This window comes from Extibacter sp. GGCC_0201 (assembly GCF_017566055.1).
Taxonomy (GTDB): domain Bacteria; phylum Bacillota; class Clostridia; order Lachnospirales; family Lachnospiraceae; genus Extibacter.
Genome location: NZ_JABFCH010000034.1, coordinates 1 through 20841 on the forward strand (window position 1 = coordinate 1; position 20841 = coordinate 20841).

At 50.7% G+C, this 20841-nt stretch carries 18 protein-coding genes and 1 pseudogene; 4 read left to right on the forward strand and 15 right to left on the reverse strand.

What is annotated here, in order from left to right:
* From HJV72_RS20390 to HJV72_RS17390, 6 genes and pseudogenes are all read right to left on the reverse strand, one after another.
* Window positions 1-88: pseudogene (locus HJV72_RS20390) on the reverse strand (transketolase); the annotation flags it as partial.
* A 47-nt stretch (window positions 89-135) separates the two neighbouring features.
* Complete coding sequence (locus tag HJV72_RS17370; RefSeq protein WP_066580166.1) at window positions 136-1122, reverse strand: ABC transporter permease; 987 nt, start codon at window positions 1120-1122, stop codon at window positions 136-138.
* Window positions 1123-1136: 14 nt separating this feature from the next.
* Window positions 1137-2633 carry a sugar ABC transporter ATP-binding protein gene (locus tag HJV72_RS17375; protein WP_242868251.1) on the reverse strand — a complete coding sequence of 499 codons (1497 nt, stop codon included), beginning with the start codon at window positions 2631-2633 and terminating at the stop codon, window positions 1137-1139.
* Window positions 2634-2898: 265 nt separating this feature from the next.
* Window positions 2899-3972 carry a substrate-binding domain-containing protein gene (locus HJV72_RS17380; RefSeq protein ID WP_066580169.1) on the reverse strand — a complete coding sequence of 358 codons (1074 nt, stop codon included), beginning with the start codon at window positions 3970-3972 and terminating at the stop codon, window positions 2899-2901.
* A 346-nt stretch (window positions 3973-4318) separates the two neighbouring features.
* On the reverse strand, window positions 4319-5332 hold the full coding sequence (locus HJV72_RS17385) for a LacI family DNA-binding transcriptional regulator (RefSeq protein WP_066580172.1): 1014 nt from the start codon (window positions 5330-5332) through the stop codon (window positions 4319-4321).
* A 31-nt stretch (window positions 5333-5363) separates the two neighbouring features.
* Entirely contained in the window at window positions 5364-6242 is an 879-nt protein-coding gene (locus HJV72_RS17390; RefSeq protein WP_208072918.1) for a MurR/RpiR family transcriptional regulator, read from the reverse strand.
* A 245-nt stretch (window positions 6243-6487) separates the two neighbouring features.
* Between HJV72_RS17390 and HJV72_RS17395 the strand changes: the two genes are divergently transcribed.
* The 4 genes from HJV72_RS17395 to HJV72_RS17410 are packed head-to-tail and all read left to right on the forward strand — an operon-like array spanning window position 6488 to window position 10548.
* Entirely contained in the window at window positions 6488-7423 is a 936-nt protein-coding gene (locus tag HJV72_RS17395) for a transketolase family protein (protein WP_066580174.1), read from the forward strand.
* Window positions 7424-7433: 10 nt separating this feature from the next.
* Window positions 7434-8264, forward strand: coding sequence for a transketolase (locus tag HJV72_RS17400; protein ID WP_208072920.1), 831 nt, complete (start codon window positions 7434-7436; stop codon window positions 8262-8264).
* Window positions 8265-8278: 14 nt separating this feature from the next.
* Complete coding sequence (locus HJV72_RS17405) at window positions 8279-9805, forward strand: FGGY-family carbohydrate kinase (protein ID WP_208072922.1); 1527 nt, start codon at window positions 8279-8281, stop codon at window positions 9803-9805.
* Window positions 9806-9861: 56 nt separating this feature from the next.
* A complete protein-coding gene (locus HJV72_RS17410; protein ID WP_208072924.1) occupies window positions 9862-10548 on the forward strand; it encodes a cyclase family protein in 687 nt (228 codons plus the stop codon).
* 92 nt (window positions 10549-10640) lie between these two features.
* Here the strand turns inward: HJV72_RS17410 and HJV72_RS17415 are convergent, their stop codons facing one another.
* The 9 genes from HJV72_RS17415 to HJV72_RS17455 all read right to left on the reverse strand — a co-directional run bounded on the left by HJV72_RS17415 (window position 10641) and on the right by HJV72_RS17455 (window position 20799).
* On the reverse strand, window positions 10641-12500 hold the full coding sequence (locus tag HJV72_RS17415) for an amino acid permease (RefSeq protein WP_208072925.1): 1860 nt from the start codon (window positions 12498-12500) through the stop codon (window positions 10641-10643).
* 2 nt (window positions 12501-12502) lie between these two features.
* Window positions 12503-12655: a hypothetical protein gene (locus HJV72_RS17420; RefSeq protein WP_208072927.1), complete on the reverse strand. Its 153-nt coding sequence runs from the start codon at window positions 12653-12655 to the stop codon at window positions 12503-12505.
* 42 nt (window positions 12656-12697) lie between these two features.
* The gene (locus tag HJV72_RS17425) at window positions 12698-14125 is read right to left on the reverse strand and encodes a M20/M25/M40 family metallo-hydrolase (RefSeq protein WP_208072928.1); all 1428 of its coding nucleotides are present in this window, start codon (window positions 14123-14125) and stop codon (window positions 12698-12700) included.
* 2 nt (window positions 14126-14127) lie between these two features.
* Window positions 14128-15162 (reverse strand): aminopeptidase, encoded by a 1035-nt coding sequence (locus HJV72_RS17430; RefSeq protein WP_208072930.1) that lies wholly within the window; start codon window positions 15160-15162, stop codon window positions 14128-14130.
* On the reverse strand, window positions 15152-16177 hold the full coding sequence (locus HJV72_RS17435; RefSeq protein ID WP_208072932.1) for an ABC transporter ATP-binding protein: 1026 nt from the start codon (window positions 16175-16177) through the stop codon (window positions 15152-15154). Before HJV72_RS17435 ends, HJV72_RS17430 begins: the two co-directional genes overlap by 11 nt.
* Entirely contained in the window at window positions 16174-17157 is a 984-nt protein-coding gene (locus HJV72_RS17440) for an ABC transporter ATP-binding protein (RefSeq protein WP_066580190.1), read from the reverse strand. The genes HJV72_RS17435 and HJV72_RS17440 overlap by 4 nt, the downstream gene beginning before the upstream one ends.
* On the reverse strand, window positions 17157-18020 hold the full coding sequence (locus tag HJV72_RS17445; protein WP_066580192.1) for an ABC transporter permease: 864 nt from the start codon (window positions 18018-18020) through the stop codon (window positions 17157-17159). The genes HJV72_RS17440 and HJV72_RS17445 overlap by 1 nt, the downstream gene beginning before the upstream one ends.
* A 14-nt stretch (window positions 18021-18034) precedes the next feature.
* Complete coding sequence (locus HJV72_RS17450; RefSeq protein WP_066580195.1) at window positions 18035-19051, reverse strand: ABC transporter permease; 1017 nt, start codon at window positions 19049-19051, stop codon at window positions 18035-18037.
* 95 nt (window positions 19052-19146) lie between these two features.
* Entirely contained in the window at window positions 19147-20799 is a 1653-nt protein-coding gene (locus HJV72_RS17455; RefSeq protein WP_208072934.1) for an ABC transporter substrate-binding protein, read from the reverse strand.
* Window positions 20800-20841: the final 42 nt, after the last annotated feature.

A 20841-nucleotide genomic window follows, 5' to 3' on the forward strand; every position in this document is an offset into this window, starting at 1 on the left:
CGCCGCCGATGTGGCCGGCCTTCCCCTCGACGATCATGTCGATTACGGTTTCTCTTAATTGGTAAGCCAATGCTTTTAGATTTTCCATATTACCGTCCTTTCTATTTGACCCGTTCTGTCTATGTATCACACGGATTATTTTCTCTTGAACATACGCACCATCTTCTCACGCATTACCGGGTTTTCCTTCATAGCATCGATGACGACCGCGATAAGAACGACGCCGCCGGTAACAACCGTCTCCCAGTAAGATGACACACGCATCAGCGTGATGGATGTGGATATCGTGCCGCTTAAGAGACCACCGATTACCGTGCCGACAACCCCTCCGATACCGCCGGTCATGGACGTTCCTCCAAGGACCGAAGCTGTTACGGAAGGCATGACCCAGTTGGCTCCGATACTCGCCTGGAAGGACGCCAGCTTACACGTCATAAGCACGCCCGCCGTAGCCGCCAGAAGCCCGCTTAAGCAGTACACCATCATCTCTACCCGCTCGGTCTTGATGCCGACGATCTTTGCACAATTCCGGTTGCCGCCAAGCGCAAAGATGTGACGGCCGAATTTGGTCCGTCTGAGCATGATGGTCAGTATGACACAGATGATGATCATGATAATTACGATCGTCGGCAGAATATCCCCGATGACGCCGTTTGCGATAAACTGCGCATCCTCCGGGACGCCCACGATAGGCATGCCCTTCGTGATGATGTATACGATACCTTTGTATATCTCCCCCGTCGCCAGCGTAACGATGAACGGAGTAATCTTCAGATAAGCGATGAAAAATCCATTGACCGCGCCAAATACGACACCCAGCAGGCAAGATACGATAATTGCAAGATAAGAGTTCATCCCCATCTCGACCATAAATGTAGCCGCAAACATACTGCTGACAGATCCGATGGCCGCCACGGAAAGGTCGATGCCTCCCGTCAGGAGCACGATCGTCTGTCCGAAACTGATGATGATGATAAAGGAAGCTGCACGCGTCAGCGTGCTGATGTTATATGCCGTGAAAAAGTTGCCTGTGGCAGCGTGAACCGCGATACCTACAAGAATTGTTACAATAAGTACCATCCCTGCAGTCGATTTAAAGAAATCAATCATTTTTTTACCCATTGTCATATTCCCTCCTACTGAAATGCCACTTTCAGAACATCTTCTTCTGTGGTCATGTCTACATCTTCGATATATCCTTTGATTCTTCCCTGGTGTACGACCATCACGCGGTCTGCAAGCGCCAGCACCTCTTCCATCTCGGAAGAGATGACAACTACTGCCACCCCGTTATCCGCCAGCTCTCTGACAAGCTGATGGATCTCTCCTTTGGCATTGACATCGATACCTCTGGTCGGCTCATCCATGATGAGCATCTTGATGCCTTTGGCCATCCAGCGCGCAACGATGACCTTCTGCTGGTTGCCGCCGCTTAAGTTCTTGATAAGCTGCTCCTGTCCTGCAGTCTTGATCTTAAACTTGCCGATGTAATCATCCGCAATCCGGGATGCCTCTTTGAAATTGATTAGGCCGTTCTTCTTCAGCTGGTCATAAGAAGGAAGCATCATATTCTCAAGCACCGACATGCCCGGCGTGATGCCGTCATGCCGTCTTTCCTCGGATACATATCCCATGCCGAGCCTGATTGCCACCCTCGGATCCTTGATGTCTACTTCTTTTCCTTCCACGAACGTCTTTCCGCCCGGCTCCTTCTGGGTAATCCCGAAAACCGTCTTGAATATCTCCGTCCTGCCGGCTCCTACGAGCCCTGCCACGCAGAGAATCTCTCCTTTTTTCACCTGGAAGCTCACATCCTGGAACTCCCCTTCCCGGTTCAGCTCCTTTGCCTCAAAGAATACTTCGCCGGACACTTCTCTTGCTATGTGCTTGGATTGTTCTACCTTTTTGCCCGCCATGCTGGTAATGATATCTTCTTTTGTCATATCTTTGACTTCCGCTACTTTCACGAGCTGCCCGTCACGCATGATCGTCATGCGGTCCGCCTGCTCAAGCACTTCGTCCAGATGGTGGGTGATGAATACCATTGCCGTCCCCTCTTTTTTTAACCTCTGCATGGATTCAAACAGGGATACGGCCTCTTTATTCGTCAGTACCGCCGTCGGCTCATCCAGAATCAGCACCCTCGGCGAATAGGCGAGTGCCCGCGCAATAGACACGAGCTGCTGGTACGCAGCAGACAGCGTCTTGACTTTACGCGTCACATCTATCTCAACATTTAAAATCTTCAATAATTCGATTGCTTCTTTCTGTGTCTCTTTCCAGTTAATCAAAGTTCCTTTGGCTCTCTCATTCCCGAGGAAAATATTTTCCTCGATCGTAGCTTCGGGAATCAGGTTCAGTTCCTGTGGAACTAATACGATATTCTTGCCAAAGGCATCCTTAGGGGATGAGATCTTGACCGGTCTGCCGTCCATGAAGATCTCGCCTTCGTCCATGATGTACTGTCCGGTGAGGACATTCATCAGTGTACTCTTACCTGCACCGTTTTCTCCCAGCAGGGCATGGATCTCGCCCGGCCTGATGCTCAAGTCGACTTTATCCAGCGCTTTTGTTCCCGGGAAGGTCTTGGTGATCCCTTTCATTTCAATTACGAATTCGCTCAACTTATTCACTTCCTCTACCTTTTTTTCAATCCTTCGTGCTGCCTTTTCGTGCTACAGTTCTTCTCTTTCCTCATCTCTGGCCCGAACCCTGGGCACGGGTGGCTCCCGGCAGACAGGCATGTTCCTTCGGGCAGCCCGTAATCCATGCATTCCGGGCGGGTGCGCTCCTGCCGCCAAGGTATAAAAATTCCACGCAACCATGCTTACATAATCGCGTGGAATTATATAACCTTTCAAAAGATGCTCCCTGCTTCCAAGCGAAGCTTATTTCTGCTTATTTTTCGCCAAACAGCATGTCGATGTACTCGTCTGCCTGATCCTGGTATACAGATGTAGATCCAACGTCTGTGATTTCATCTACGTCTTCGCCGTCGATACATTTCACAGCATTGTAGATGAGCTTGTATCCCATATCGTAGCAGTTCTGTACCTGGGCAACATATAACGTACCGTCTTTCAGGTAGTTGAACGTACGAAGGTCATGATCCATACCGCCGATGATTACTTCACCGCTCTTGCCTGCATCTTTTACGGCCTGACATGCGCCTACCGGATTGGACATGTTGTTGCAAAGGATACCATTAAGGTCCGGATAAGCCTGCATCCATGCTTCTGTAATTTCGATGGCCTTCTCTACGAAGTCATTGTCTCTCTGGTCATCGACCACTTCGATGTCCGGATATTTCTCAACGGTATCGTAGAAAGCTTCCAGACGCTGTTCGTGGGAAGATGCCCCGATCGTTCCTGACAGGAAAGCTATCTTGCCTTTTTTGCCCATCTTCTCGCATACTGCTTCGGCAATTGCAGCACCATCTCCGTAGTTGTCATTATTTCCTACGAAGAATGACCTCTCGGAATCCGGGATGTCAGAAGATGCAAACAGCGCAACCTTAACCCCCGCATCTACGGCATCGTCAACCGCCGGCTGTGTCGTCTCGATCTGGTTGACGTCTACCGCGACAAGGTCATATCCCTGTCCTACCGCAGTCTCGATCGAGTTGACCTGGTCAACCGCGTCCGGCTCAACCGGTGCATACCACTCATAATCAATCGTTACGCCCCTGTCCTTAAAGTCCGCTACGGCTGCCTTGACACCGACTTCGATCGCGTCATACCATGCATGTACTAACTTGTATGTACAGTAGATCTTGTATTCGTCTTTCTTCGGCTCATAGCTCGTATCAAACTCCTGGTCTGCAAGAGCTTTCGCGTTTGCAGCTTCCTGTGTGTCCTCCGTCTTCTTTTCCTCTGACTTTGCATCAGATTTTCCTTCGTCTTTGCTCCCGCATCCTGCCATGGCCAATACCATAGCTGCGACCAATAATAAACTAACCATTTTCTTTTTCATAATTTTCTCCTTTCAAACTTAACCTCTGCTTTTTGCATGTTGCAAAGCCTCCTTGAAACGTTCCTCCTTTCTCCTAAATTTTTCAGTCACGGGGAATCGCTATTTAGTAAATTTTTTATAAATTATTGACTAAATTATTTTTTCTAAATTTATCGAACAATTTATAAATATTTTGAGAAATGTAGCACTTTGACTAACTTTTAACGTATTTCCCTCTGTTTTTTGACTTTATAACCAAGTTATATCATCTTTATCCTGTCGTGTCAACTAAATTCCACATAAAAAAGTAGTGTATTTACTAAATTAATTTTAGTAAATACACTACTAAATTTTCAGCCGCCTTGATTTATACTAATTTCTTCACACTTTCGTTTACAATCAATTTTGTACCAAGCTTATATTTTACCGTATGTTTCCTTTTGTTGCTCATTTTTTCCATGAGCATCTCAACGGCCATCTCACCCATCTCATCGCCGGACAGCTGCACTGTCGTGACCTTGGGATCCGTAAAGGAACAGATAGGCCGGTTGTCGAACCCGACGATAGAGACTTCGTCCGGCACCTTTATCTCACGCTTCTTCATGGCCTGTACCGCGCGGCATGCAAGCAGGTCATTATCCGCAAGGAAGGCAGTGGGCAGCTTCGCATGGCTGTCCAGATAACGCCCCACGTCACGCTCCGTCTCCGATTCCATATATCCCACTTCCATAATCCGTTCCGCGTCGAACGTAAGCCCCCGGCGCCGCAGGCAGTCCTCAAATGCCTGCATCCGCTCCTCGAAGCAGAGGATCGGCACCTTGCTCTTGATATAGCCGAACTCCCTGTGCCCCATCTGGTACAGATATTCAAACCCCTGGTATATCCCGAGGTAGTTATCCACCGTAACCGTGTCCACCGCCAGCGTCGGAAACGGATTGTCAATGAATACGCACGGGACATTGAGCTTGGAGAAGATCTCCATGTCCTCCGGATACATCTCTACCGCATAGACGATATAGCCGGCATACCGGAAGTTCTCCAGCGCGACATACCTCTCATTCAGCGGCATGTTCTTGTCCAGATACATCATGGTCATCGTATAGCTGTTCTTCTCGATCGCCTTGTTGAGGCTCTCGGACAGATAGTTGAAAAATGGGTATTCGTCTACGATGGCCCCGCCGCACTTATATATGACAAAGCCTATATCTCCCCGTTTGACTCCCCCGTCCTTCAAAAGATACTCACAGTCCAGCTCTATAATCTTCTTCATGATCTCTTCTCTTTTTTCTTCACCGACCCCCGGCTTGTTGTTAAGAACCAGGGATACGGTAGCCGGGGATACTCCCAGTTCCCGGGCAATATCCTTCGCTTTATACTTCATGTTGATTGTTCCTCCCAGATTTTCCTCGACCTTACACATTTTTATCCGGCAATTTATTCACCTTTAGATTTTCCGAAACCTCCTGCAATCTCGCAAACGAATTAGACTCCATCTTCTGCAGCACGCCCATGTACACCGCATCCAGCATAGCCTGTTCGGCTACCCTGCGGGCAATGATCTCCTTGTCCACCGTCGTATCCGTCGTCACATTGTACAGGACGATATCCGAATACTTCGTGAGCTCCGACTTTCCTGCTTTGGTGATGCATATCGTGACGGCGCCCCGGCCCTTCGCGATCCGCATGGCCTCCACCACCTGCTTGGTCCTGCCGCTGTGGGAGATGGCAATCGCCACATCCCCCTCCTTCATGTTGCACGCATTCACGATCTGAACATCGGCATCACTGTCCGCATAGCAGTCGTAACCGATCCTTCTGAACCGCAGGCTCGCATAGCTGCACGGAAACATGGCGTCGCCAATGGCAAAGAAGCATATCTTATTAGCAGTCGAGAGCACTTCACATGCATTTTCATATTCTTCCACCGCGGCCACCTCAAGCGTCCTGCGCAGGTTCAGTATGTTCAGTTCAAACACTCTCGCCACGATTTCTCCCATCCCCTGCCCGGTACTCAGGCGCACGGATTCCTCCTGGATGGCAGGCATCTGAAGCTGCACTTCCAGCAGGCTCTTGAACTCTGCATATCCCGATATCCCGATCGTCTTGCAGAGCCTGACAATCGTGGCTTCTCCGCACTCGCATCTGGCCGCAAGCTTTTTAAGAGACATCCTGGTAACTTCCTTTGGCGATGCCAGGACAAACTCTGCCACTCTCTTTTCTGCCGCCGTCAGGCTGGGCAGAAGAAACCTTGTCGTCGCCAGAATATTACGTCCATTTTCAATCATACCCATTTGCTTTTTCTCCCATTCTGTCATCTTAGTCTTATTATCCCATAGTTTTGCTCCGCTTTCAACACGTTATTTTTGGAGTTTATTTTCTGTTTTATCTCTATATTTTAGTTATTTTATACATTTATTTTCGATTAATTTTCGCAATATGTTGTGCATTATTCAGTATTTACAATCCATTTATTATATTCTATAATTGGAGCATGAACTAAATTTTACAAAATATTTTTTAGAAAGGACTATCATTTATGAAAAAATCATTTCGCTCTACGCTTATCGACACCGTCATGAAAAGTGCCGAAGACTATGACAACCTGGTCGTCCTGAATGCCGACTCCGCACGGGCGCTGAAACTGACAGGGTTCACCAAAGCCTGGCCCGGCCGCATGTTCGGCGTCGGCATCAGCGAGGCTGACATGATTGGTACGGCAGCCGGCATGGCAGCCGCAGGCCTTCTTCCTGTAATCGTAGGCTTTTCCATGTTCGTATCCGAGAAGCCATTTGAGCAGATACGCCAGGCGGTCGCATATCCCAATCTGAACGTCAAGATCATCGCCACCCACAGCGGTCTCTGCGTAGGGCAGGACGGGGCGACCCACCAGGCGCTGGAGGACATCGCCGTCATGCGCGCCCTGCCTAACTTCAAGGTATATGCGGCCGCTGACGTGACCGAGACAAAGGCTGCCGTGGAGGCCATGCTGAAGCATGAGGGGCCTGCTTATCTCAGGCTCGGGCGTGATCTGGCAGAAGACATATTTGATGAAAACAAGTCCTTTTTCCCCGGTGGGGCGGATGTCCTGCGGGAAGGCTCCGATGTCACTATCGCAGCCTGCGGTCTTATGGTAGAGCAGGCCCTCCTTGCAGCCTCCGCTCTCCGCTCCGGAGGGATTCACGCAACTGTCCTGAATACCTATTCCATCAAACCGCTGCCGGAAGATCTGCTGACCGACAGGGCCAGGAAGACAAAAGCTTTTGTAACCGTCGAAGACCACTCGGTCACAGGAGGGCTCGGAGGCGCGGTAAGCGAGTATCTGTCACAGACCTGTCCCGTACCGGTCATCCGTGTCGGAGTGGAGGACTGCTTCGGAGAATCGGGTACTCAGGAAGAACTCTATCAGAAGTACGGCCTCACCGCGGACCATATCGTCGACGCGGCAAGACGGGCAATCAGCATGAAAGCGTAGGAGGTTAATGATGTCCAGAGATATAAAAGAACTGAAAGCACAGGCAACTATAATACGCAGAGATATTCTGGAGATGGTTTACAATATCCGTTCCGGCCATCTCGGCGGCTCCTTCTCCATGGTAGAGATGCTGACCGCCCTCTACTTCGACGAGATGCGTTATCATCCGGCGGCCCCGGAAGATCCGGAACGGGACCGCTTCGTCCTCTCCAAAGGCCACACCGCGCCGGCGCTTTACGCCACGCTAGCCAATGCCGGCTTCTTCCCAAAGGAAAAGCTTCTCACTTCCTTCCGGAGAATCGACGGTATGCTGCAGGGTCACCCGGACATGAAGAAGACGCCGGGCGTGGAGATGACAAGCGGCTCTCTCGGCATCGGCCTTTCCGCCGCCAACGGCATGGCCCTGGCCAACCGCTATCAAGGGCACCAAGGCCGCGTATACTGCATGATTGGGGACGGTGAGCTGAACGAAGGCCAGATATGGGAGGCCGCGGCAACGGCAGCGCACTACTATCTCGATAACCTCACCGCGCTCATCGACGTCAACGGCCTGCAGAATGACGCAGAGACGAAGAACGTGAAAAACATGCTTGACATAAGAGCAAAATGGGAGGCCTTCGGCTGGAATACGATCGAGATAGACGGACATGATTTCGACGCCATCTTCGGGGCGTTCGATGCCGCCCGCAGCCATAAGGGGCAGCCGTCCGCCATCATCGCCCATACGGTCAAAGGCAAAGGAGTCTCATTCATGGAGAATGTCGTCGCCTTCCACGGTAAGACTCCTTCTGAAGAAGAATACAGAATCGGAATGAAGGAACTAGAGGAAGCGGCGCTGTGACAGGAGGATGCGATATGGACAGACAGTTATTTATCGGATGTGATATAGGCACATCGAGCACGAAAGCAGTAGCCGCCGACGTACACGGCACCATCCACGCACAGGCATCCGTTTCTTACGGCCTGAGCAAGCCCCGCGGCAACTGGGCCGAACAGCACCCCGATGTGTGGCTCGATGCCGCCGTGTCGGCGATACGTGCCGTCACAGGACACCTCCCATCCACCGACAGCATAGAGGCTGTCTGCATCAGCGCGCTGTACGGAGGGACCGGAGCCATGTGTGATGAGGATATGGTCCCGGTACGCCCTTCCATCATCTGGATGGACCGCCGGGCAGAGGATGAAAGCCGGGAGCTGCGCGCTTTGATTGGAGAAGAAGATATCTTCCGCACATCCGGCAATGGCATAGATTCCTACTTCGGATATACAAAGCTGCTCTGGGTCCGGAAGCATGAGCCTTCCGCCTGGGCCAGAATCCGGCATATCGTCCCGATCCACAGTTATATCATATGCAAAATGACCGGGGAACTGGCGGTCGACTATTGTTCCGCCGGGAATGTGGGAGGCATATACGATTATGAAAGACATACCTGGTCCCAAGATATGTGCTGCAGACTGGGTATCCCTTTCGCGTCTCTTCCTTCTAGATTCTGCAAGCCGGAAGAGATAGTAGGAACGCTGAACAAGGAGTATCAGGAAAAGCTCGGAATCGGCCGTCCCGTGCCGTTCTGCGCCGGCACTGTAGACTGTATCGCCTCTATGCTCAGCGCGGGAATCACCAAGCCCGGCGACAATGCGGCCGTACTCGGCACTTCCCTGAACTGGGGCTTTATACACCGTACAAAGCCCGGCAATCCGAACCTCATCTCCATGCCTTACTGCATAGAGCCGGACGCAATGAGCTACACGTACGGCGGCGCATCCACTGCAGGCGCGCTTCCAAGGTGGTTTGCCCAGAATTTTCTCGGCCAGGACTCTTCTTCCTCTTATGAGCTTTTGGAAAAAGAAGTCCGGGATGCCAAGGCAGGCCCCGGTTCTGACGGCCTTATCGCGCTCCCCTACTTTATGGGAGAGCGGACGCCTATATGGGATGAGAACGCCACTGGGGTACTGTTCGGGCTCACGCTCTCGCACACGAGGGCCCACATATACAGGGCTGTCCTGGAATCCGTGGCTTATTCGCTGAGGCATATCATGGAATGCATGACAGGACCCATGTCCAATATCAGCAAGATCGTGCTTGTCGGCGGAGGAGCCCGCTCCGGCCTCTGGAAGGAGATCTTCGCAGACGTCACCGGCTTTCCCGTATGCACGCCTGTACAGGACGCCGAAGCGCCCCTCGGCGATGCTTTCCTCGCAGCCATAGGATCCGGACAGATAAGTGATTACAGCTTGATAGAGCGCTGGATTGCCATGGATGTGCCCATCCGCCCCAACCTCTCACATCACGAACAGTACAGCCGGTATTACGCACTTTACAAAGAGCTGTACCATGACTTGAAGGAGACCATGAAGAAACGGGCAGACCTGCTCCGGAAGTAAACCGCTGCCACAAAATGGCACGTACATGAACCAGACAATAAAAAGGAGAGAACCGTATGAAAGTAGATTTCAGCAAAATAGTGGAACTGAGCCACCGCATGATTCCAAGAGAAGAACCTTTTAACCTGCAGACATGGGTATATGACGTGGACATCCTCGGAGAGCGGGGCGAACCCCACAGCCCCGGCACCTGGTATGTATCAGGAGACGTGAACTTCTCAACCCACTGCGGCACCCATGTGGAATTCCCGCTCCACCATGTAGAGGGCGGGCTGGATGCAGCCACCTTTCCTCTCACAAGCCTGATCGGAGAGGCAGCCGTCCTGGACTTCACAGATAAGAAGGCCGGAGACTGCATGTCTCTTGAGGAATTCCAGGCATATGGAGACAAGATTCAGGAAGGAGATATCGTATTCCTCCACACGGGCCTTGACAAGAACTGGCGCACCGAAGAATGGGAACCGTATCCTTACATAGCGTGTGATGCCATGGAATGGCTCATAACAGAAAAGAAGATCAAAGCCATCGGAACCGACGCAACCTCGCTGGAGAACTTCAACGTCCCGGACCAGCCGAACCACAACCTTGCGTTCCGCCATAATCTTGCCATGGTCGAGTCTCTTACGAATCTCGACAAGATAGAGGGCGGACGCGCGCTCATATTTATGCTGCCGCTGAAGATAGTCGGTATCGAGGCCTGCCCGTGCAGGATAATTGCTATCAATGACGGGGGAATCGTATAAAGGCATAATGCGCCCATCATCGGGCAGAGGGTACCGTTTCATCAACTTATATGATGGTTCTGCGATACCCTCTTCTTTTCAGCCCCATAAGCTTAAATGGCTTTTGGGACGCTCATTGACGCAAGATGATTTACATTGGCATCTGCGCCCACTACCCATAGGATATCTCCCACATCAATAATCATATTTGCATCTGGCATCTGCATGGATTCACCGTTTCGCTCTATTCCGATAATCATACATTGTTCTTTCGATTGGATGCCTGTGCTTTTTATAGGCTGGCCACAATATGGTTCCATGCCGTTTACTCTTATCTCTATGCATGTCAGCGGAGACTGCTTTTCCATCTCCCCAAACCCCATGAAGTTCTTGAGCGTATTTGTCGTGTATTTCAAGCCGATGTCATAGCTCTCACAGAACCTTTTGACAGATTTTTCAACCCCCATCGCAAAGACTCTGTCATCTTCATATATACATGCGTTGCCGGACGGCAGCATCAGCATTTCAGTTCCGTGCTCAATCTTTATGATAAAAATGCTCTTTGTTCTGCCCCAGGAAAGTTCTGCAAGGCTCTGCCCGGCATAACCGGCATCTTTTGGTACAACAAAAGATACAATTCTATAGTCATCTCCGGGCATATCGACAAATGCAGGCATTTTTATATCTGTTGCTGCCATGCTTGCAAATAAAAACGAAGCTCTTTTGAGCTTGGAGTATCGTTTTCTCTGGTTGTAGTCCAGAACATATAGCACTATACCTGCACACATCCATCCTGCAAAGAGGCAGATTGCAGTAGCCCCTATGTACACAGGCTGTCCGGGAACGAACAGAAGCACCATAAGCACAGCCATGACGATAACGGCGAACCAGGCTGTTTTTACTCCGCCCGGTATCTTGTATGGCCGTCGAAGCTTTGGTTCTGTCCGCCTGAGCTTTATAAGGCAGAAAGCCGTTATCATCCAGCTGATAACATAACCGGCCGCTGAAAACGTAGTTAATGAACCAATCAGTCCGCTTCCAAGGAAGGGACCTAGAACTGACGCGGCAAGGCTGACCTTCAGGGCATGTATAGGGGTGCCATATTCAGGGTCCTGTCTGGCCAGCAGATTTGGTACGATACTAACACGTGACATTGCCATAAGAATATGAGAGGAAGCCATCATAAAGCCATTCCACGTGGTGAGCAGACCACAGATCGCCCCTATCAATATTATCAGATACAAAAATGTGCCGGCAGGTCCCCCGTATATCTCTTTAAAAAGAAGCGCAGCCGAGGGGCTCCCAAATCTGATGAATTTTTTCCACGGATACGCACCGCCTAATGTCACCAGCAGCAGCGCGTAAAACAAGCAAGACAGAAACACCGTCAGGATAACCGTTTTTCCTACGGATTTTACATTACCTCCGGCATTTTCAATTCCCTGGGGAATCGTTTCAAATCCGGCGAGAAAGAAGGGAACTGACGCAAGGATTGATAACGCTCCCCCGATGAATGAGTGGTGTGGATCAGAACCGATATTATCATATACCGGATACAAATTTGACAGATCAAATTTTAACAGTGCACATATCATAGCTAGAATGCCTGCGCCTACCAGCGCAAAGCAGAGCACCCTCTGCAGCAATGCAGAAGTAGAGACTCCCCGCCTGTTTATAAAATAAAGCAATATGGATATAGCCGTTCCTACAACAATATGACCTATATAGATATCAGCTCCGGCCAAAGTATAAAGAGGTTCTCCAGACTTAAGCTGCGGTATGAGTATGCTTAAAATGTCAACAACATATATGGCTTCCCAGGGGATAATCGTTATAAAAGCTCCAAATGCAGCCCATCCGGATATAAATGATATACGGTCGCCAAATGCCCGAAAGGCATACGCCATACCACCACCCGATACGGGCAGCATCGCACAAAGCTCACAATAACATAATGATACGGGAATCATCATAATCAGTGCAAGCGTATAGCCGAATGCAGCAGGCAGGGGCCTCCGCTGCCTGCCATCCAGCTATTGATGGAAACGGCCCATCCAACACCAACAATTGCACCAAAACCGATACAAAAAAAGTCAATGGAGGTAACTCCGGAAATCTTTTTTTTCATTTTTCTCCTCATCAATAAGTGTACAGCTGCCCTGTCCCTTTTTTACTCTTCAAATGTGCCAAGCAGCTCCGCCAGAAGGCTGCACAGCACCCCCAGACGGTCTGTATATAGCGTCTCTCCGGTCGTGTGGATATCAATAAGATCGGCTCCGAGCACGATCAGTTCCAGTTCCGGATTCTTTTGTTTGAAATAACCGCATTCCAGGCCGGCATGTACGGCCTCTAAGACAAGTTCTTCATCGTTCTGCTCTCTGTAGATGGCGCACACTTTACGAATGAGCTTCCCGTCCGGCCCGGATGTAAAGCCTGGTTCCTTGGATATCTGCTCCGGCATCATATGGTAGCGGAGCGCCTGATACTGGATTCTGGAATAATATGCATCCAGCTGCTGCTCATCGTCTCCCCGGGCCATTATCAAGAGGCTCATATCTTCATCCACAGACACTTTTCCTGTGTTTGCCGACAGCTTGACTGGTCCCCCGTCATAGGGCAGAGGCTTTAATACGCCGCCCGGAACTGACTGGATAAAGTCCAGCACCTCTTTCATGCACTTATGCACCAACACCTTCCCGGGCTGCTTTGCTTTGTAAGCAGTAAGCCGGACGCTCCCTTTCTCCAATCGGCTGACCGTATCCAGATGGCTGTCCATATCCTCAATCAGTTCTGTCAGCTCATCCGCCTTATCCATCGTCACGACCACGGTACACTTGCAGGAGTCGGGAATGACATTTCCAGCAGTGCCGCCTTCCATATGAGCCAGCTCTATATGGATGCCAAGCAGCTGGATATTCTGTAGTATCCGAACCATCTCACAGATTGCATTGTGCCTGACTTGGCCGATATCGAGACCGGAATGTCCTCCCGGAAGCCCGCTAAGCTCCAGCCTGAATGCAGTGTCATGCTTTGGCGGGCACCACTTGAGGTTCTTTTTCACCTGGATGACACGGCTGGCCGCACATCCGATGCAGCTTGTATGTGTGGATGTCCAGTCCAGACTGATAAAATATGCTCCTTTGAGCCAGGAGGCGTCAAGGCTCTTGGCGCCTCCCATACCCTGTTCTTCTTCTACGGTAAATATCCCCCGCACAGGGCCGCACGGCACCAGGCCATGCAGAATTTCCAAAATGATGGCCGCGCCGATTCCATTGTCCGCCCCAAGGGTCGTACCATCTGCGGTTATCTTACCCTCATCCTCGACAAGACGTATGCCGTCCTGAAGCGGGTCATATAGGCAGCCAGGCGTTTTCTTGCACACCATATCCATGTGGGCCTGAAGTATGATTAGCGGCCGATGTTCATGCCCCGGATGTGCAGGCTTGTCTATCATTACATTGTTCTTCCCGTCACGCTCTACCTTACAGCCATACTCGATTCCCTTGCGGGCGATGTACTCCGCACAGGCCTCTTCATGAAATGTCGCTCTTGGTATGTCTGCAAGAGAACGGAACTGTCTCAAGACTTCATCTACCATCGCTACTGCTCCCTGACCTTCCTTGCCAGCTCTGTAAACTCTTCATCCACCACTTCCCCATGGCGGAAGAATTCCCTGCCGTCTATTATGAGCGTTGCATCAAGCGCCACGCAGTCGGAATGAGAAGGGCCGGCTACGCCGTCCGGCGGAACGAGATTGCCTCCTATGCTTCCAAACGCCCAGGTAACAGACCCCCACACTCTCTGATCCTGCAGGATATCTCCCGACAGTACAGCTCCCGGATTGATGCCAAGCCCTGTATGGGAGATTCCGAACATCTGCGGGTGTCCGAAGCTCTTAAGCCATCTGTCATATGCCTCCGCCTCTGCTCCTCCTGTCACTTCGACTGCTTTTCCGTCCTTTACCGTTATCTTTACCGGTTCCTCAGGCACGCCGCACACCGGCGCAAGAGCCCCGTCAAATACAAGTGTTCCGTTGACGCTCTCGATACACGGCGTCCACGCGATCTGGCCCGGCAGCATGTTCGTACCCGGCTTACCCGCGTTACCAAGCTCTTTCAGAATCGGCCTCTCCTTCTTATTCTCAAAACGGATGTCCATTCCTTTTGCGGTTATCATCCGCATACTCCTGGCCTGGCTGATCTTAGCCGCCAGCTTTTCTCCGAACATCTGCAGCGCATCGTAACGGATATCGCCGATGCAGTGCGTAAGGAGATCTCCTGTCGCTCCGGTCAGACACATATGGCGGAGCTTCTTATTGTTCTCCATCACCTCATTGTATGCAGAAGAACCATAGATCCACATCTTGTTATATTCTGCCCAGGCATCTGCCCGCATGAGTAGCGCGGATATGCCATCTCCCGGGATATCCTTGTCTGCTGCCACTGCAACCCCGCCCGGTGCCTGAATCCAGAGGGTCGCCCACTGGATGCCGAGCAGTTGTGCGGCTTCCTCTGTCGCCTTGACTACCTCTGCGTCACTGAGCGTATCCGCTGTGATGACGAGCAGTTCTCCCTGCTTCATCTCATATAGATCTCTCAACAGCTTCTGTGCAATCTGTACCAATTCATTTTTCATCTGACGATACCTCCTTCTCTTCTTCTTGGGCTTCTGCTGCTGTCTTCTGCACACAGTATTTGTGGCAGCAGACGCTGTGTCCTTTCTTCACCTCCGTCATCTGCGGAAGTTCCTTTGAACAGATATCCATCCTGTCAGGACAGCGCATATGGAAGGCGCATCCTGGCGGGATATCTACAGGACTCGGAATCTCACCTGTAGAGACGACCTTTTCCGGCCGCAGCAGCTCCTCTTCATCCGTCGCCACCGGGATAGAGGACAGCAGCATCTGTGTATACGGATGCAGCGGCTTCTCAAAGAAGTCCTCCGCCGGTGCCAGTTCGCACACCTTCCCGAGATACAGGATAGCCACCCTTGTCGCGATATTACGCATCAGGCTCAAGTCGTGCGTGATAAACAGATATGATAAGTTCCTCTCCTTCTGCAGTTCTGTGAGCTTCCGTATGACCTTTGCCTGAACCGACACATCAAGGGCACTCGTCGGCTCATCCAGAATCAGAAGGGACGGGTTGGCGGCCATGGCTCTCGCCACCGAGGCAAGCTGCCGTTCGCCGCCGCCGATGGAGCGGGGATAATTCTCTCCGAATTCTCTCGGCAGGCCGACCATCTCAAGCAGATCTTCCGCTTTTTCCCCCAGATTGCCCTTGTCCACTTCTCCGTGCAGCTTTAACGTGAATTCAAGGCTCTTCTTAATCTTCCTGCGGGGGTTGAGCGCAGAACTTGGATCCTGGAATACTATCTGGATATTGCCCTTCTGCTCTTTCGTCCTTTTGATACCTCTTTTCGTCAAGTCCTCGCCATTGTATATGATACTGCCGTCACTCGCCTTATACATGCCCACGATCATATAGGCGATGGTACTCTTACCCGAACCAGATTCTCCCACAAGTCCGAGCGTCTCTCCTTCGTATATCTCCAGGTCCACTCCGTCCACGGCTCTGACAACCTTGCCGTTTTTAATGGGAAAATGTTTCTTCAGGTTTTTCACTTCCAATGTTTTTTTCTTCTCTGTCATACCGTCTGCCTCCTGAACATAAAACATGCCGTCTTGTGACCGTCCTCGGCCTCCTCCATAGCCGGTACGCTGTTCCTGCATTCCTCCGTCGCATGCACGCATCTCGGCGAGAATCTGCAGCCTTTCGGCGGGTTGAGGTAATCCGGTATCCGTCCCTCGATACCTCTGGATATGCCGTTGCCAGTAAGCTTTGGAACACATTCCATCAGGGCCTTCGTATACGGATGCTTCGGATTGTGAAATACAACCTTCGTCCTGCCTTCTTCCACAATCGTTCCCGCATACATGATATATACATAATCTGTCACCTCACGGATGACGCCGATGGAATGGGACACCATGACGAGCGACAGCCCCTTCTTCTCAACAAGTGAATTGATGAGACGAAGTATCTGGTCCTGTATCGTCACATCGAGGGCCGTCCCCGGTTCATCAGCCAGCAGGAGCTTCTTATCTGCCGCGAGCGAAGCGGCGATACATACCCTCTGTCTCATGCCCCCGGAGAGCTGGAACGGATAGCTCTTCATGATTCTCTCCGGATCCGGAAGCGATACGTCGTTGAGCGCCTGTATCACCTTTTCATAGACCTCTTTTCTGTCCACATTATGCTCAAAAGAATATCTCAATCCTGTCACGAGCTGCTTTTCGATGGTAAATACCGGGTTCAGCGCAGCAGACGGGTCCTGAAATATCATGCCGGCCCCTCTTCTATGAAACAGGTCTATCTCATTTCTGGACATCCCGCGGACATCTTTCCCGTCAAACATTACTTTTCCGCCCTCCAGTATCCCTGCCGACGGGAGGATGCCGAGCACTGCCTTAAGGCTTGTCGTCTTACCACAGCCCGATTCTCCCACAAGACCGACCCTGCCGCCCTCTGGTACGTCGAGATGGATGCCATTTACGACCTTGCTCTTTCCGCCGTACACTTTATATGACACTTTCAGATCCTGTACTGATAATATATTCTTCTTCTCCATCAGGCTTCCTCCACTGTAAACAACGCGCTCACTCCATCTCCGATCAGATTGAATCCAAGCACGATGATTATGATAAATACTGCCGGGAATATCGTTACCCACCACTGTCCTGGTATGTACTTGATGCCGTCCGCAATCATATTGCCAAGCGACGGCGCCGGAGGCTGTTCTCCCAGCCCTACGAACCCAAGCGTGGCCCCCATCATGATGACAAGGCCCATGTCTACTGTCATCTTCGTGAGCACCGGCGAGATACAGTTCGGAAGAATCTCCTTCGTCAGAATGTGGAGGGCACCTGCTCCCGTGAGTTCTGCGTATATGACATAATTTTCAGCCCTCAGGGATGATGAGATGCTGTATGACAGCCTGGCATACCACGGCCACCACATGATTGTTATGGCTATCATGGCATTCGTCAGGTTCGGCTTAAGGACCGAAGCTATCGCCAGAGCCAGGACGAGCGGAGGTATGGATAGGAAGATGTCCGTCACTCTCATGATGATGACTTCTACGAAAGAGCCTTTCATATACCCTGCCACTACCCCGAGAATGAATCCCACCGGCACGGATATGGCCAGGACAAGTATACCCATGAGCAGCGCGCTTCTCAGAGAGATGAGCAGCCTGCTGAACACATCCCTTCCCATATTGTCTGTCCCGAACAGGTGCTGTGCACATGGAGCCACATTAGCTTCCGCAAAGTTGACATAGGCGCCGTCATGATCCGGATATGGCGCAATCTGCTTTGCAAAGATGGCTGCCAGTATCACAAGGGCCACTATGACAATCCCAACGACTGCGGGTATATTTTTTGAAAGCCTGTACCAGACTCTCTTTATACTTTCGAACTTATTTTCTCTCATGCTGCCTCCCCTTTCTACGTCGAGACTCTCTGCTGCATTCTCGGATCCAGCCATGCCACGATGAGGTCCACGAGAACGTTGACGAGAATAAATACAAGACCGAATACGAGCACTACCGCGCATACAGAATTCAGATCTTTCTGAAGCATGGCATTGATTCCGTAGCTGGACAGCCCGTTCCAGTTGAATATCTGTTCCACGAGGAATGCATTGCCAAAGAGCGAGGCAAAGTCAAGCCCCATGATAGCTACTGTCGGTATAATGGATGGTTTCAGCAAGAATCTGGAATTGATGATTCTCTTTGGCACACCCTGGGTGACCGCCATTGCTATGTAATCTTTTCCCTTGTTATCTATCATGCTGGCCCGCGTCATCTTGGCTTCCTGCATCATGCAGCCGATAGACAGTGACAGTGCCGGCAGAAGTATATGGCCGAACGCATCTGCAAATGCTTTCATATTCCCCGCCAGAAGCGTATCGATGAGCATAAAGTTCGTCACGACTGGCACTGTGAATCCTCCGCTCAGCCGTCCGCCGATAGATGGCAGAATGGGAATCCAGTAGCCGAATATAAGCAGCCCGAAGACCGCCATTACAAACGCCGGAGTGGCAACTCCGATGTAGCCGACAATCTTGATCAGTATATCCGGCCAGCGGTTGTGGAACGCGGCGCACACGACCCCGATCACCTGGCCGAGCACAATCTGCAGCAGACCGGCCAGGAGGACAAGCTCCAGGGTTGCAGGAAGAAAGTCTTTCAGATCCTGCGTTACCGGCCTTCTTGTCACGAGAGAGTCTCCGAGGTCCCCGTTTACGAGATCTTTCAGCCAATATCCATATTGGACCGGCAGAGGCTCATTATAGTGCATTTCCTCCCTGTAAGCTTCTACCGTTTCTTCCGATGCTTTCGGACCGAGTGCCACCCGTGCCGGATCACCGGGTACAATGCGCAGAATACAGAAAATTATGATAGAAAGGCCGAGGAGCACAAATATCGACCATAATAACCTTTTTACAATTGTTTTAACCATACTATACTGCTCCTTCTAATGGCGTACTTCCTTATGAAACGGGGCAGGGGAACTCTCCCTCTGCCCCCGTCGGAAACACTTTCATCTATGTAGCATCATTCATCCAGGAATTTCATTCCCTTCAGGCTATACTGATACCCCATTACAGGTACTACGCTCTCTCCCTTCTCGGCACGGTCTGCTGCCTCCCAGTAGAGATACCCGCTCTGGTAGGCGTGGGTTTCTACAAGCTCAAATAGTGGCACGGTTGCATAATCTTCCATGATAAGCCTCTGTGCTTCTTCATATTTCTTAAGCCTTTCCTCCCTGTCGATGGTGGAGATAGCATCTTTTATTACCGTATCTACTTTATCATTACTATACCAGTCCAGGCTCTCCCAGCTTCCAATCTCTTTCGACAGATAGGAGGCGACGAGCTGTGACCCTGCTTCTGAATAGCTCGGGGTTGTCAGTATGGTTCCGCTGTTTGGAGACTGTTCCGGGGTTGCCGCGCTTTCTACAAATGTAAGCCATGGAACTTTTTCCACATTTACGTTCAGTCCTATTTTTGCAGCGTCCGACTGGATAAGCAGCGCAAGCTTTTCTCTGTCAGGTGTCTCTGCCACCCAGTATATCGTATAGTCAAGGCCGTCAAGCTGATCGTAATACTTGGACAGCTTCAGCTCTTCCTCCGCCTTTTCCAGACTGTAATCATACGTCAGCTTCTCGTCAAGGGAACCGGCCAGCACTTGTGTAACAGGCCCGTCAGCCACCTTGGAGCCAGGGAAGATGGATTCGACCATATTAGCTCTGTCCGCCAGATATGCCATTGCTTTCCTGAAATGAATGTCATCTGTCGGTGCCTTCTTGTTGTTCATGGTAAGATACATCATGCTTCCGCCAAAGAACTTCATCACGCTTACTCCATCCATCTTATCCAACTCTTCAAATGCTTCCATAGGCTGGAACATGTCCGTTATCTCTACTTCTTTTCTTGACATCATCGTCTTGACTGTGACCGATTCAGGAGACACCATGAACTTGAAGCTCTCCGGACTTCCTTCGTCAAACTTATCAAAATAACCGTCAAATTTCGTCCCTGATACATGGTCTCCAGATACATATTCTGTAACCTGGTACGGACCGCTTCCTGCATCATGTTCATTCAGGTAGGCCTTGCCGTAGTCTTTGAATTCTCCATAATTACCGTCGCTTAGATTATCCATAACATCCTTTTCACTTACGATATAAAGCCTTACAAGCGTGGAGAGGAACGGACCGAACGGCTCACTCAGCGTAAACTGAACCTGGTAATCGTCCAGAGCAGTTGTCTCCTTCACTTTCCCCTGGAACAGATAGGCAAAGCCTTCTCCAATCGTAAGCAGCCTGTTCATGGTAAATACGACATCAGAGGCCTTAAGCGGCTCTCCGTTATGGAACTTGACGTCATCTCTCAGCTTAAACACCCATGTCAGACCATCCTCTGATACGGTCCACTCCGTGGCCAGGGACGGTTCGGTATCACCGTCGTGGGTGGGCACGACGAGTGAATCGTATATATTCGGAAAGGCAGCCGTGGATGCCTCATCCGATCCTACCGCAGGATCCAGGTAAGGTGTGTTCGAGAACATGATACGCACAATTTTATCTTGACCGGCCCCTCCCCCGCTCTTCGCAGAATCTTTGGATGCCTCATTTCCGCCTGAACAGGCACTCAGCATAGTCACACACATTGCAAGTATCAATAAAAAACTAATGCCCTTTTTCATATTTCCTCCTTTCATTTCCACTTTTTCCCAACTAATGATTAT